The following is a 12,808-nucleotide window of genomic DNA, read 5'->3' as shown; positions in this document are numbered from 1 at the left end:
AGGATTGTGCCATGCATTCTGCGGCCGGTTCGGGAGGAACACCAATGCAGTCGATGCTCAAAGCCGCCAGAAGCGCGGCAGGCGCCGCTCTCTTCGGCGCGACCCTATTTCTCGGTTCAACCGCACTCGCGCAGGCCGAGATGCGTGTCGCTTTCGGCGACATTCCAAGCGTCGAGACGCTTCATCTCTTGATTGCCTTCGAGCGCGCCAAGGAGGCGGGGCTCGAACTCGAAGTGAGCTATCTGAAATCCGAGGATATCGCGGCGCAGGCCGTGGTGTCGGGGCAGGCGGATGTCGGCGTGGGCGGGCCCTATGCGCTGATCCAAAAGGTCAAGGCGCCGGTGCGGATGTTCATGCAGCTTTCGACGCTGCAGATGTATCCGGTGGTCAATGGCGAGTCCTACAAGACCTGGAAGGATCTCGACGGAGAGGAGGTCGCCGTCCATTCGCGCGGCTCGGGCACAGAAGCCCTGATGAAGCTCGCGGCCCAGCAGAACGGCATCGCCTTTTCCGGGATTTCCTATGTGCCGGGCTCTGAGGTGCGCGCCGGCGCGCTGTTGCAGGGCAATGTCAAGGCGAGCATCGTCGATGCATCGGGCAAGCGACTTCTCGAAAAGCAGGCGCCGGGCAAGTTCGTGTTCCTGCCGGTGGACAATATCACCGCGACCGACGAGGCCCTCTTCGCCAACACCGAATATCTCGAAGCCAACAAGGAGGATGTCGCCAAGCTCGTCGAGGCGATCGTTTCGACCTGGCGCGAAGTGCAGGCCAACCCGAAGATCGTCGGTGAACTGCGCACCAAATACAATCTCCTGCCGGATGCCACGCCCGACATGGTGGCCGAGATCGAGCCCTATTTCGCGGAAGCAGCCGCTGCTGGTCTCCCGCTGAATGGCGGGGGCGAGGAGGCGGCCAAGGACGACTTCGCCTTCTACACCGTGTCCGGTGCGCTTCAGGGCGAGGCGACCGAGTTGAAGACGGAAGACTTCTGGGACTTCACGCCGCTGAAAGCCGCGCTCGCCAAGCTCGGCCAGTCGTGAGGCGTTCCGGTTCGATGGCAACCTTCGCTCAAACAGGAAACAGGGTCCGGCCCGCGCAAGCTGGCTGGTCCCTGGCTCAGGCCTTCCGCGCCCGCCCGGGCCTGTGGAGCCTGCTTTCCTTCGCGCTTCTCTGCGGGGTCTGGGAAATCGCCGGTCTTTGGCCGATCTCCTATGCCTTCCCGACCTTTTCCGAGACCCTTCTCGCCTTCTGGGAAATGGTCTTCGACGGTTCGATGCTGCAGGCCTATTTCATCACGCTCCAGCCGCTGGTGCTCGGCGTGCTGGTCTCGGCACTGCTTGGTGTCGCCCTGGGTATCGTGATGGGCCTCTCCGAGAAAGCCGAATGGCTGCTGGCGCCCGTCTTCATCGTGCTGCAGGCGGCACCCATGGCTGCACTCGTGCCGCTCGTCACCTTCATCTACGGCATCGGGCTCACCGCCAAGACGCTGGCCGTAATCATGCTGGCGCTGCCCGTCATCGTGCTCAACTCCTACAAGGCCGTGCGCCATGTGAGCCCCTCGCTCGTCGCCATGTGCCGCTCGTTCCAGGGCACGCGGATGCAGCGCATCTTCAAGATCGTGATTCCGGATGCCTCGCCGGTGATCTTCGCCGGCCTGCGCCTGGGCGTTGCCGCCGGCTTCATCGGCGTGATGCTGGCCGAACTTCTGATCACGCCGACCGGTGTGGGCGATCTCATCACCTATCACCGCTCGATCGCCAATTACGCGCATATGTATGCGGCGGTCGCCTCGATCATCGCGCTGTCGATGCTGACCCTGGTCGGGCTTCAGCGTTTCGAAACCCGCTTCCTGCGGCCTGAAAAGAGGGGTGCCTGATGTCACAGGCTGCACTGCGCCAACCGCCCGCGACCGAGGCGACGAATGATGCGATCGTCGAGGTGCGAGGCGTTTCCAAGATCTATGGCGATGTGGAAGCGCTGCGCAACATCGAGCTGTCCTTTGCCCGCGGCAAGCTCACCACGCTGCTCGGCCCGTCGGGTTGCGGCAAGACCACGCTGCTCAAGATCATCGCCGGGCTCGTGCCTGCGACGTCCGGCGAGATCCGCGTCAACGATCGCGTGGTCACCGGTCCCGGGCCCGAACGCGCCTTCGTGTTCCAGGATTTCGCCCTGATGCCCTGGGCGACCGTGATGCGCAATGTCGGCTTCGGGCTCGAACTGCGTGGGGTTCGCGAGGCCGAGCGCAAGCGGGTCGCCCAGCATTATATCGACCAGGTCGGCCTGTCGGGCTTCGAGAACAAATATCCGCATGAGCTCTCGGGTGGCATGAAGCAGCGCGTGGGCATCGCGCGGGCCTTTGCGGTCGATGCCGACGTGCTCCTGATGGACGAGCCCTTCTCGGCCGTCGATGAGCAGAACCGCCGCAAGTTCCAGGAGGACCTGCTCAAGCTCGTGGAGATCGAGAAGAAGACCTTTCTTTTCGTGACCCACTCGATCGAAGAGGCGGTCTATGTCTCCGACCGCATCGTGCTGCTTTCGCCCCGTCCGGGCCGCGTGTCGCAGATCATCGACCCGAAGATCGACCGCACGGCCACGCCCGATGAAATCCGCCGCGATCCCGGTTATCTCGACACGGTCGAGAACATCTGGGACGGCCTGCGCCATTATGCGGAGTGACGAGCGATGAGGATCGGCAATTTCCGTATTCCCATGATGGCCTCGCTTCTGGTCTGGCTCGTCGTCTGGGAGATCGTCGGCCGGCTCGACCTGATCTTCCTGATTCCGCCGGTGACCGAGATCGCTCAGGCCGGACTGAGGCTGGTGCAGACGGGCTCCTGGCAGAACGCCTCGCTGATCACGCTGCGCTCGTTCGCGGTCGGCATGGCGCTGGCGATTGCCGTCGGCGTGCCGCTCGGCATCTGCATGGGGCTCTTCAAAACCGTGGATCGCTTGATGGGCATGTGGGTCAACATGTTCGTCTCCGCCCCACTGTCGGCCCTCGTGCCGGTGCTGATGATCCTGTTCGGTCTGGGCGAGACGACGGTTGTCGTCACCGTTTTCCTGTTTGCCGTCTGGATCATCGTGCTCGACGCCCGCGCAGGCGTCATGCAGGTTCCGCGCTCGCTCTTCGAGATGGGCCGGTCCTACGGCGCGAGCGGCTGGACGCTGTTTTCCAAGATCGTGCTTTTCGCGGCCCTGCCTGAAATCCTTGCCGGCATCCGGCTGGGCCTCATCCGCGGCGTGAAGGGCGTGGTGATCGGCCAGATCCTGGTATCGGTCATCGGCTACGGCGAACTCTTCGAGCTCTTCTCGCGCAATTTCGAAATGGCGAGCTTCTGGGCGCTGACCATCATCCTCTTCGCCGCAGCCATGCTGCTATCCGCCCTCATCGAGCACTTCGAACACAGAATCGACTATTACGCAGGAGCCAGAGCATGAACGTCCAACGAGTATCCGAGAGCTTCGTCTTCGAGCCGCTTCCCGTGCCGACATTGCCGGTCGAAGGCAGCGACAAGCTCTTCCCCGTGCACCGCATCTATTGCGTGGGCCGCAACTTCGCCGACCACGCGGTGGAGATGGGCCACGACCCGAACCGCGAGCCGCCCTTCTTCTTCCAGAAGAATCCCGACAGCCTCGTTCATTCGGGCGCGGATTTCCCTTATCCGCCGCTGTCCAACGACGTGCATCACGAGATCGAACTGGTGGTCGCGCTCGGCAAGGGCGGCAGGGATATCCCGCTCGAGCGCGCCATGGACCACGTCTTCGGCTACGCGGTCGGGCTCGACATGACGCGACGCGACCTCCAAGGCGAGGCCAAGAAGATGGGCCGTCCTTGGGAAACCGGCAAAGCCTTCGAGGCGTCCGCGCCCTGCACGGCGATCGTACGCGCGGAAGATGCGGGCGACATCACGTCGGGTGCCGTCACTCTCGAAGTGAACGGCGAGACGCGCCAGAGCGGTGATCTCAACCAGATGATCTGGAAAGTGCCCGAGATGATCGCGACGCTTTCGACGCTCTTCGAGCTGCAGCCCGGCGATCTGATCTTCGCCGGCACGCCCGCCGGTGTGGGCGCGGTGAAGCGTGGTGACGAACTGGTGGGCCGCGTCGAAGGCGTGGGCGAACTGCGCACCCGCGTGGCCTGAGCCCCTTTCAGCGAACCCTGAGCCGGCGCCGAACTGTCAGCGCCGGCTTTTCTTTGATCTCCAGCACCGGGTCCACACCATGGAACACTTCACGAGCCTCTTTCCCTTCGTGCTCGGTCTGGCGCTGACCGGTTGTGTGTCCGGCTTCCTCGCCGGCCTGCTCGGCGTGGGCGGCGGCATCGTCGTGGTGCCGGTGCTCTATGTCGTGCTGGCGGCCTTCCAGGTGGATGAGGACCTGATCCCATTCATCGCGGTCGGCACCTCGCTCGCGACCATCGTGCCGACGGCCATCCAGTCCGTGCGTGCGCATCATGCCAAGGGCGCGGTGGATACGGCGCTGCTCAAATGGTGGGGGCCGTGGGTCGCGGTCGGCGTGATGCTGGGCGTGCTGATCTCGGCGATCTCCGATGGCGAGGTGCTGACCTGGGTGTTCGGTGTGGTCGCAGCCGTGGTGGCCGTCCACATGCTTTTCACGCCCGAAGGCACGCATCTTTCGCCGGCACTGCCCTCGAAGGCGTTTCAAGCATTTCTGTCGACGGTCATCGGCACCATCTCGACGTTGATGGGCATCGGCGGGGGCACGCTGACGGTGCCGATCTTGAGCCTTTGCAACTATCCCGTCCGCCGCGCGGTGGGCACGGCCTCCGTGGTCGGCCTCATCATCGCCGTGCCCGGCGCGCTCGGCTTCATCGCCAATGGCTGGAACGAGCCCGGCCTGCCGGCTTTTTCGCTGGGCTATGTCAATCTCGCAGGCTTTGCGTTGATCGCAGCGCTCAGCATGTTCTTCGCGCCGCTCGGTGCGCGGACGGCGCATGCCATCGACCCGCGATGGCTGCGCCGCCTGTTCGGCATCTTCCTGGCCGCTACCTCGCTCAAGATGCTCGTGGCCTGAGCGAGGGGAGGGCAGGTCGCGCTTACTGCGCGGTCCCGCTCTTGATCTTGCCGACTTCCTCGGCGCTCATTTCGCCGGTGGTCGTGACCTCGCCCTTCTGAATGCGCCAGAGGCGGAAAGGCCCGGTGATGTCGCCGTTCTTGTCGAATGAGACAGGGCCGATCACGCCTTCATACTTCACCGGCTTGCCGTCCTTGATCAGCGCCAGCGCCTTGGCGAATTCTGCCTTGCCCGCATGGATGGGTTCCGCACCTTCCTTGGTCACTTCGCGGATAGCGGCCTTGATGGCGGCCGCATCGCCCTTGCCGGCCTCGGCGACCGCGAGCGCGACGATGGCACCGGCATCGTAGGAGCGGTCGGCGGCCGGCGCGTCCGGCTTGATGCCGCCCGAGAAGCTTTCGAAATTGGTGTTGAAATACTCGGTCGAAGCGGTGGGCGCCGTGCCCGACGAAGTGCCATAGGCATCGTCCAGATATTGCGCGCCGACGGCGGAAATGAAATCGGACGAGTTCATGCCGTCATTGAGAAGGAATTTCGCCGGGCCGCCGCCCGAGATCCAGGCGCGCGCGATGGTCGCGCCATCCACCGGGTAGGAGACGAGATAGAGCGCGTCGGGCTCGCCTTCCATCGCCGTGTTGGCTTCCGCCGTGTAGCTCGCCTGCTTCTCGTTATAGGGCGTGGTCGAGGTGATCGTGCCGCCGAGCCTTTCGAAGGCGGTCTGGAACTCCTTCACCATGTTCACACCGAAATCGTTGTTGACGTGGATGATGGCGAGTTTCTTGAGGCCCTGGTCGATGGCGTATTTCGCGGCCGCCGTGCCCTGCAGCGCGTCGGACGTGATGGTGCGGAAGAAGACGCCGTTGGTCTTGCCTTCCTCGGAAAGCGCGGTGAGCGTCGGCGAGGAGGAGGCGGGTGACACCTGCACCACGCCTGCGGGTGCGGTGACCGAGGTCAGGATCGGGATCGACACCGACGAGATGATGCCGCCGATGACGACGGGCACCTTGCCGATATTGACCAGCTGGGTCGCCTGGTCGACGGCCACATTGCCCTGGCTCTGACTGTCGCGCGTGTCGGCCTTGATCGTGCAGCCTTCGCCGAAGCCGCCCGCCTCGTTGAAGTCGCGGAACGCCATCTCGACGGCCTTGGCCCCGGCCTGCCCATAGGCGCCGGCGGGGCCGGTCAGTTCCATCACCATGCCCACCGTCACGTCGCAGCTTTGCGCGTAAGCCGGCATCGCACCCAGCACTGCGAGCATCGAGCCCGCCAGCAGAAATTGTCTCACGGTTGCACCCCTCATGATCGTCGCCGGATTGGTCCGGTTCGGTTGCTGCGCACTGTTCCCGAGTTCACGCCGTTTGGGAAGCCGGCGCGTCGTTGAGATTGTATTTCATGATCCGCCCGTGCCGTCCCTCGCGGTCGCGCTCGAGCGAGTAGACATCGCCTTCGAGCGGACGGCTCTGCGCCAAGACTGCGTCGATCGCCGCCAGGTCCTCGGCCGAAAGGTCGAGCGCCGCGATGGCGAGATTGCCGTCGAGATGGGTGCGATTGCGCGCGCCGACGATCACGCCTGCGACCTGAGGAAAACGCAGAACGGCAGCACTCGCCACCGTCGCGATATCCGTCGCGTGCCGGTCGGCGATCCCGCGCAGGGCTTGGAGCAGCGTCTGGAACAGCGCCCACCCGCCCCAATCGTCGATGATGAGCTTGTATTTGGTGAGCGAGCGGTTCTCCGCCTCGCCAGCGGGCTCAGCCACGCCCAGCCAGCGGTCGCTCAGGAACCCGCCAGCGACGGTGCCGTAAGTGAGCAGGAAGATGTCGTGTTCCCTGGCAAGCGCCGTGAAGCTCTCGGCCGGGCGGCGGTCGAGCAGCGAATATTGCACCTGCATCGACACCAGCGGCACGCCGGCCTCGACCATCCCCGCCACATGGGCCGTGTCGAAATTCGTCCCACCGATGTTCCTGATCTTGCCCGCCTGCTGCAGCTCGGCAAGCCAGAGTGCTGTGTCGAGCCAACGCGGTTGCGAATAATCCCACCAGTGGAACTGCACGAGATCGAGCTGCTCCTGGCCCAACCGCTTCAGCGAGCGGTCGATGATCGCCTCGACATCCGTTTTCTCGATGCGCGACAGGATCGAGAGATCCGGCACGAACTTGGTGTGCACGCGGATGCGCTTTAGCGCTTCTTCGCCCCGTGCTTTGCGGTAGGCTGCGCGGAACGCACCGATCACTTCCTCGACGCCCGTATAGATATCCGCGCAATCGAATGTGGTGATGCCCGCATCCGCGAAGGCTGTGAGGTCGGCGATGGGGTCCTCGCTCTGCGCATCACTATGGCCCGAAGCGAGCTGCCAGTTGCCGCGGATCACGCGCGAGATCGTGGCGCCGGGGCGGAGGTCGAAAGTCTGCATGAAAAAGATCAGTTTCCGGAAAGGGGCACGGCGGTGGTTGCAGCATGCGAGAAACGGCGCTTTTCGAGCCGTGTGATGCGCAGGCGCGTCGAGCAGTTCGGGTCGGGGCAGGCCACCTCGGCATCCGTGCTCATCCAGTCATGCGGATGCGTGGGGCGCTGTTTGGCGGCGAGCAGCGGCAGCACGGACGACAGCGAATAGATCGAAATGCCCTGGCCGGGCGGCAGATAAAGCATTTCCCCGCGCAGCTCGAACCAGTCGCCGGGCTTGGCCCCGCAGAAGATCGGCCCGCCGTGCGGCGCCACCACTTCGACGCGCAGGTCGAACAGCTCGAAACTGTCGTCGGGGTTTTCGGGAGAGGGTGTCACTCGTTGGGCCTTGCGTAACGCATGGGGGATTTTCTATTTGCAATCGCCGCGCTTGCAAAGCTTGATGCCGGCTCGATCCCACCCTTTCCCAGGCACGATGCCCGCAGCGTTTCCTTCCAGTTCCGACACGGCGCCGATCCTCGAAGCGCGCGGCCTCGTGCGCGCCTTTGGCGGCCTCCGCGCGGTGGACGGGATGTCACTGGTGCTTGGGCGCGGCGAGATGGTCGGGCTGATCGGCCCGAACGGGGCCGGCAAGACCACCTTCTTCAACCTGCTCGCCGGCAGCCTCGTGCCCGACAGCGGCGCGATCATGCTGGGCAACCGCGACATTGCCCGCGAACGGCCGGAGAAGCGCATCGGGGCAGGGCTCGGGCGCACCTTTCAGATCCCGAAACCCTTTCGCGAGATGACCGTGCTCGAAAATGTTCTGACGGGTGCGCAAGGCCAGTCGGGCGAGGGCATTCTGGCGAACTTCCTGTCTCCCTCCCGCGTGCGCGTGGAGGAACACCGCGCGGCTGAAAGGGCCCGCGAGCTGCTCGACTTCGTGCGCCTCTCGCATCTGACCCATGAGCCGGCCGCCGTGTTGTCGGGCGGCCAGCGCAAGCTTCTCGAACTCGCTCGTGTCTTGATGGCCGACCCGTCGGTGCTCCTGCTCGACGAGCCTGCGGCGGGCGTGAACCCTGCGCTTCTCGAACTCATCATCGACCGCGTGCGGCTGCTCAACGCCCAAGGCCGCACCGTGCTCCTGATCGAGCACAACATGGACATGGTGTCCCGCCTCTGTGAGCGCGTGGTGGTGATGGCGGAAGGCAGCTTGCTGGCTGAAGGCGCGCCTGCGCAAGTGCTCGCGCGCAAGGATGTGGCGGAAGCCTATCTCGGTCAGGTCGCCGCGTGAGCGCGTTGAGCGTTCGTGACCTCGTCGCGGCCTACGAGCCCGACCTGCCCATCCTGCGCGGGGTGAGCTTTACTGTTCACCCCGGCGAACTGGTGGCGCTGCTCGGCCCCAATGGGGCCGGCAAGTCCACGCTGGTGAAGGCCATTGCCGGCACGGCACCGATCCTGTCGGGAACGGTCCAGCTGTCCGATGTGCCCATCGAGGCGTTGCCCGTGCACGAGAAACTCGCGCGGGGGCTGGGCTTCGTGCCGCAAACGGAGAACGTCTTCACGAGCCTGTCGGTCGGCGAAAACCTTCAGCTCGCCGCCGACCGCCTGCCAAAATCGGAACGGCAGAAGCAGATCGCGCAAGTCGAGGCGCGGTTCCCCGATCTCATCAAGCATCGCCACCACCGCGCGGGCGCGTTGTCGGGCGGGCAGCGGCAGATGCTGGCGATCGGTCGCGCGCTGATCGGCGCGCCGAGCGTGCTCATGCTCGACGAGCCCTCGGCGGGCCTTTCGCCGCGCGTGGTGGGCGAGGTCTTCGCAGCCCTCCAAACGCTCAACCGCGCGGGCGTCACGATCGTGCTGGTCGAGCAGAATGTGCGCGCGGCCCTCGCGATTGCGAGCCGCGCCCTGATTCTGGTCGAAGGCCGTATCGCGCATGAAGGCGTGCCCAGTGCGCTGCTCGGCGACGACACCGTGGCCGATCTCTATCTCGGTCGGAAAGGGCATGTGTCGGCATGATCGCGCAGGCGCTTCTTGATGGGCTGGTGAACGGTGCCGTAATCGGGCTCGGCGCGGTCGGCGTCACCTTGACCTACTCGATCCTGCGCTTCGCCAATTTCGCGCATGGCGAACTGGTCTCCTGGGGCGCCTACTTTGCTTTTCTGCTCAACCTCGCGCTGGGCTCGGCGCTCTTGAGCCTCGGCGCGCCGATCGGACCCTTCTCCTTCGGCTGGTCGCTGCCCATCGCGCTCGTCGGGGCCGTCCTTCTCTCGGCCACCCTCGCCCTTCTGGTCGACTGGCTCCTGTTCGGACCTCTGCGACGCAAGGGAAGTGCGGTGATCATCCTCGTCATGGCGAGCTTCGGGGCGGCGCTGGCCCTGCGCAACCTGCTCGAATTCCTGTTCTCCTCGGCACCGCTTTATTTCACGAATGCTCTGCAGATCGCGATGCGTCTGCCCGGCGGCATTCGCGCGACGCCCGACCAATTGCTGGCCATCGGCATCGGTCTGGGGTTGGCTGTCGCCCTCCACCTTTTTCTCACCCGAACGCCGACCGGTCGCGCCATGCGGGCGGTGGCCGAGAACCCGCAGCTCGCGGGCGTGGCGGGCATCGACGTGCGCCGCATCGTGAGAACGGTCTGGGTTCTGGGTGCGGGGCTCGCGGCCGTCGCCGGCACTTTCTCCGGCCTGCTCGTCCAGATCAGGCCACAAATGGGGCTCGACCTGCTTTTGCCGCTCTTTGCCGCCGCCATTCTGGGTGGCATCGGCAGCGTGCCGGGCGCGATGATCGCAGGATTGATCGTGGGCTTGGGCGAAGCCTTCGCGGTGCGCTTGGTCGGCGCCGAATGGCGCGCGGGTGTGGCCTTCGTCGTGCTGGTCGCAGTGCTTCTCCTGCGCCCGCAAGGCCTGTTCGGCGCGAGGAGGGCGGCATGATCCTCGACCTTGCCGCCTATCTTGCCTTCTTTCTGACGGTCGCGCTGTCCTATGCGGTGATCACGCTCGGCCTCAATGTGCAGTGGGGCCAGACCGGCCTTTTCAATGTCGGCGTGGCCGGCTTCGTCGCGGTCGGTGCCTATGCCTCAGCACTTCTGACGACGCCTGATGCGCCCGACCGCTTCGGCGGCTTCGGCCTGCCGATCATCGTCGGATGGGCAGGTGCGATGCTTGCGGCGGGCCTCGTCAGTCTTGCCGTCGGCGCGCTGACGATGCGGCTGCGCTCGGACTATCTGGCAATCGCGACTTTCGGTGTGGCGGTGGTCGTCCAGCTCTGCGCGCTCAACCTGCAAACCGTCACCGGCGGACCTTTCGGCATCGGCTTCATCCCACGTCCCTTCACGAGCTTCGCGGGCGATCCGCTGCTCTTCAGCCTTGCCAATCTCGCATTGCTGGCCCTGGTCGTGCTGGCACTCTACCTCTTTCTCGAACGCCTGCTTTCGAGCCCTTGGGGCCGCGTGCTGCGCGCCATACGCGAGGACGAGGCGGCGGCAACCGCGCTCGGCAAGCCGGCGCTGCGCTTCCGTTTGCAGGCCTTTGCACTGGGAGGCGCCATCATGGGGCTGGCGGGTGCGGCGCAGGCCCACTTCATCGGCTTCATCGCGCCCGACAACTATCTCCCGACGTTGACATTCCAGGTCTGGGCCATGCTGATCGTCGGCGGCTCGGGCAATAATCGCGGGGCGATCCTGGGCGCTGTCGTCGTCTGGGCGCTCTGGGCACTATCGGGCAGCGTCATCGGCAGCGTCTTTCCCGCCGGCTGGCAGGCTCGCGCGGCGGCCCTGCAGATCGCGCTGATCGGCGTCGGGTTGTGCGCGATCCTGCTCTGGCGTCCGCGGGGAATTCTGGGCGAACGCCGTATCGTGTCGCGCCATCTCGTGACAGCTCCGAAAGCCAACCCATCCCTCGTCAACAACACGCCGCCCGAGATCCCCCATGCCTGATTTTCCCGAACGCGCGCAGCTGGGCGACATGGAAATCAGCCGCCTGCTCTGCGGGCTCTGGCAGGTTGCCGATCTCGAAAAGAACGGCACCACGCTCGATCCCGAACGCGCGGCGGATGCTTTGCAAGCCTATGCAAAAGCGGGGTTCGACACCTTCGACATGGCCGATCACTATGGCAGCGCCGAGCTGATCACCGGCCGCCTGCTCGCCCGCTATTCCACCGGTGACCGGCCCCGCGCCTTCACCAAATGGTGCCCCGAGCCCGGTCCGATGACGCCCGCAATCGTGCGCGCCGGCGTCACGGAGCGTCTGCAGCGCCTCGGCGTCGAGCGCATCGATCTGTTGCAGTTCCATTGGTGGAGCTTCGAACACCCCGCCTGGCTCGACGCGCTTCATGAGATCAACCGGCTGCGCGAGGAGGGGCTGATCAGCCATCTCGGCGTGACGAATTTCGATGCAGCGCATCTGGCGCTCGCACTGGCCGATGGCGTGCCGCTGGCGTCGAACCAGGTTTCGTTCTCGCTGGTGGACCGCCGCGCTGCCGGTCTCCTCTCCGAGCTGTGCGCCCGCACCGGCGTGAAGCTGCTCGCCTATGGCACGTTGTGCGGCGGCTTCCTGTCCGAGAAGTGGCTGAACCAGCCCGAGCCTGGCGCCATTACCGACTGGAGCCGCTCCAAATATAAGCGCTTCATCGATGCGGCCAGCGGCTGGGAAGCGTTCCAGGGCATTCTCCGCGCGGCCAAAGCGATTGCCGACAAGCACAACGTATCGCTGTCCAATGTAGCCTCGCGCTGGGTTCTGGAGCACGAGGCGGTCGCCGGGACCATCATCGGCGCGCGTTTGACCGAAAGCGAGCATCGCGACGACAACCTCCATGTCTTCCGCTTCAAGCTGGACGCGGGGGACCATGCCTTGCTGGACGAAGCCTTCGCGGCCACCACGCCTATCCCCGGCGATTGCGGCGATGAGTACCGTCGCCCGCCTTTCCTGACCGCCTCTGGCGATCTCAGCCATCACCTTGAGGCCATCCCCTCGGCCTATGAGGTGATCCGCGAGCCCAATGGACGGATGCGCGTGTCATCGGGCAGCCTCTGGGAACCGATCGCGGGCTATAGCCGTGCGGTGCGCATCAACAATCGCATCCGCGTTTCCGGCACCACCGCCACGCATGGCGCGGACCGTGCGGTCGCCCCCGGGGATGCCGGCGCGCAAACGACTTACATTCTGGACAAGGTTCTGGCCGCCATCACGGCGCTCGGCGGCAAAGCGGAGGACGTGATCCACACCAGCGTCTTTCTCGCCGATGCGGATGACTGGGAAGCGGTCTCGCGTGCTCATGGCCGGGTCTTCGCAGATATTCGCCCGGCCAACACGCTGTTGCAGGTCGGCCGCCTCGTCGGTGACTACAAGGTCGAGATCGAGGCGGAGGCCGAATTGCCGCTGAAATAAGCTTCGG

Annotated in this window: 14 protein-coding genes; 11 read left to right on the top strand and 3 right to left on the bottom strand. The window is 65.1% G+C overall.

Annotation, left to right across the window (positions count from 1 at the left end):
- Nucleotides 1-44 precede the first annotated feature (44 nt).
- The 6 genes from NGM99_RS07375 to NGM99_RS07350 all read left to right on the top strand — a co-directional run bounded on the left by NGM99_RS07375 (nt 45) and on the right by NGM99_RS07350 (nt 5,034).
- Nucleotides 45-1,040: an ABC transporter substrate-binding protein gene (locus NGM99_RS07375; RefSeq protein ID WP_252817580.1), complete on the top strand. Its 996-nt coding sequence runs from the start codon at nt 45-47 to the stop codon at nt 1,038-1,040.
- A 14-nt stretch (nt 1,041-1,054) separates the two neighbouring features.
- On the top strand, nt 1,055-1,876 hold the full coding sequence (locus NGM99_RS07370; protein ID WP_252817578.1) for an ABC transporter permease: 822 nt from the start codon (nt 1,055-1,057) through the stop codon (nt 1,874-1,876).
- Nucleotides 1,876-2,676 (top strand): ABC transporter ATP-binding protein, encoded by an 801-nt coding sequence (locus tag NGM99_RS07365; protein ID WP_252817577.1) that lies wholly within the window; start codon nt 1,876-1,878, stop codon nt 2,674-2,676. The genes NGM99_RS07370 and NGM99_RS07365 overlap by 1 nt, the downstream gene beginning before the upstream one ends.
- A 6-nt stretch (nt 2,677-2,682) precedes the next feature.
- A complete protein-coding gene (locus NGM99_RS07360; protein ID WP_252817575.1) occupies nt 2,683-3,438 on the top strand; it encodes an ABC transporter permease in 756 nt (251 codons plus the stop codon).
- Nucleotides 3,435-4,142, top strand: a complete 708-nt coding sequence (locus tag NGM99_RS07355; protein ID WP_252817573.1) for a fumarylacetoacetate hydrolase family protein — start codon at nt 3,435-3,437, stop codon at nt 4,140-4,142. Before NGM99_RS07360 ends, NGM99_RS07355 begins: the two co-directional genes overlap by 4 nt.
- Nucleotides 4,143-4,221: 79 nt before the next feature.
- A complete protein-coding gene (locus tag NGM99_RS07350) occupies nt 4,222-5,034 on the top strand; it encodes a sulfite exporter TauE/SafE family protein (RefSeq protein ID WP_252817571.1) in 813 nt (270 codons plus the stop codon).
- A 22-nt stretch (nt 5,035-5,056) separates the two neighbouring features.
- Here the strand turns inward: NGM99_RS07350 and NGM99_RS07345 are convergent, their stop codons facing one another.
- Genes NGM99_RS07345 through NGM99_RS07335 form a run of 3 tightly spaced genes read right to left on the bottom strand, consistent with a single transcriptional unit; the run spans nt 5,057 to nt 7,813 of the window.
- The gene (locus tag NGM99_RS07345) at nt 5,057-6,334 is read right to left on the bottom strand and encodes an ABC transporter substrate-binding protein (protein ID WP_252817570.1); all 1,278 of its coding nucleotides are present in this window, start codon (nt 6,332-6,334) and stop codon (nt 5,057-5,059) included.
- Nucleotides 6,335-6,383: 49 nt separating this feature from the next.
- Entirely contained in the window at nt 6,384-7,445 is a 1,062-nt protein-coding gene (locus NGM99_RS07340) for an aldo/keto reductase (RefSeq protein WP_252817568.1), read from the bottom strand.
- An 8-nt stretch (nt 7,446-7,453) separates the two neighbouring features.
- Nucleotides 7,454-7,813: a TIGR04076 family protein gene (locus tag NGM99_RS07335; protein ID WP_252817566.1), complete on the bottom strand. Its 360-nt coding sequence runs from the start codon at nt 7,811-7,813 to the stop codon at nt 7,454-7,456.
- A gap of 97 nt (nt 7,814-7,910) precedes the next feature.
- Between NGM99_RS07335 and NGM99_RS07330 the strand changes: the two genes are divergently transcribed.
- From NGM99_RS07330 to NGM99_RS07310, 5 genes are read left to right on the top strand one after another with little or no spacing between them, the layout of a single operon-like run.
- A complete protein-coding gene (locus tag NGM99_RS07330; RefSeq protein WP_252817564.1) occupies nt 7,911-8,708 on the top strand; it encodes an ABC transporter ATP-binding protein in 798 nt (265 codons plus the stop codon).
- Nucleotides 8,705-9,433 (top strand): ABC transporter ATP-binding protein, encoded by a 729-nt coding sequence (locus NGM99_RS07325; protein ID WP_252817562.1) that lies wholly within the window; start codon nt 8,705-8,707, stop codon nt 9,431-9,433. Before NGM99_RS07330 ends, NGM99_RS07325 begins: the two co-directional genes overlap by 4 nt.
- On the top strand, nt 9,430-10,347 hold the full coding sequence (locus tag NGM99_RS07320; protein ID WP_252817560.1) for a branched-chain amino acid ABC transporter permease: 918 nt from the start codon (nt 9,430-9,432) through the stop codon (nt 10,345-10,347). The genes NGM99_RS07325 and NGM99_RS07320 overlap by 4 nt, the downstream gene beginning before the upstream one ends.
- Entirely contained in the window at nt 10,344-11,351 is a 1,008-nt protein-coding gene (locus NGM99_RS07315) for a branched-chain amino acid ABC transporter permease (protein WP_252817558.1), read from the top strand. The genes NGM99_RS07320 and NGM99_RS07315 overlap by 4 nt, the downstream gene beginning before the upstream one ends.
- The gene (locus NGM99_RS07310; RefSeq protein WP_252817556.1) at nt 11,344-12,801 is read left to right on the top strand and encodes an aldo/keto reductase; all 1,458 of its coding nucleotides are present in this window, start codon (nt 11,344-11,346) and stop codon (nt 12,799-12,801) included. Before NGM99_RS07315 ends, NGM99_RS07310 begins: the two co-directional genes overlap by 8 nt.
- Nucleotides 12,802-12,808 lie beyond the last annotated feature (7 nt).

Source organism: Mesorhizobium liriopis, assembly GCF_024053505.1.
Lineage (GTDB): Bacteria > Pseudomonadota > Alphaproteobacteria > Rhizobiales > Rhizobiaceae > Mesorhizobium_B > Mesorhizobium_B liriopis.
Note: the sequence above shows the minus strand (reverse complement) of the source record. Positions and strands in the feature narration are given on the sequence as shown.

Bases quoted from the DNA above. Each gene is read 5' to 3' on its own strand.
- NGM99_RS07375 (WP_252817580.1), top strand. From the start codon at position 45: ATGCAGTCGATGCTCAAAGCCGCCAGAAGCGCGGCAGGCGCCGCTCTC.
- NGM99_RS07370 (WP_252817578.1), top strand. From the start codon at position 1,055: ATGGCAACCTTCGCTCAAACAGGAAACAGGGTCCGGCCCGCGCAAGCT.
- NGM99_RS07365 (WP_252817577.1), top strand. From the start codon at position 1,876: ATGTCACAGGCTGCACTGCGCCAACCGCCCGCGACCGAGGCGACGAAT.
- NGM99_RS07360 (WP_252817575.1), top strand. From the start codon at position 2,683: ATGAGGATCGGCAATTTCCGTATTCCCATGATGGCCTCGCTTCTGGTC.
- NGM99_RS07355 (WP_252817573.1), top strand. From the start codon at position 3,435: ATGAACGTCCAACGAGTATCCGAGAGCTTCGTCTTCGAGCCGCTTCCC.
- NGM99_RS07350 (WP_252817571.1), top strand. From the start codon at position 4,222: ATGGAACACTTCACGAGCCTCTTTCCCTTCGTGCTCGGTCTGGCGCTG.
- NGM99_RS07345 (WP_252817570.1), bottom strand. From the start codon at position 6,334: ATGAGGGGTGCAACCGTGAGACAATTTCTGCTGGCGGGCTCGATGCTC.
- NGM99_RS07340 (WP_252817568.1), bottom strand. From the start codon at position 7,445: ATGCAGACTTTCGACCTCCGCCCCGGCGCCACGATCTCGCGCGTGATC.
- NGM99_RS07330 (WP_252817564.1), top strand. From the start codon at position 7,911: ATGCCCGCAGCGTTTCCTTCCAGTTCCGACACGGCGCCGATCCTCGAA.
- NGM99_RS07320 (WP_252817560.1), top strand. From the start codon at position 9,430: ATGATCGCGCAGGCGCTTCTTGATGGGCTGGTGAACGGTGCCGTAATC.
- NGM99_RS07315 (WP_252817558.1), top strand. From the start codon at position 10,344: ATGATCCTCGACCTTGCCGCCTATCTTGCCTTCTTTCTGACGGTCGCG.
- NGM99_RS07310 (WP_252817556.1), top strand. From the start codon at position 11,344: ATGCCTGATTTTCCCGAACGCGCGCAGCTGGGCGACATGGAAATCAGC.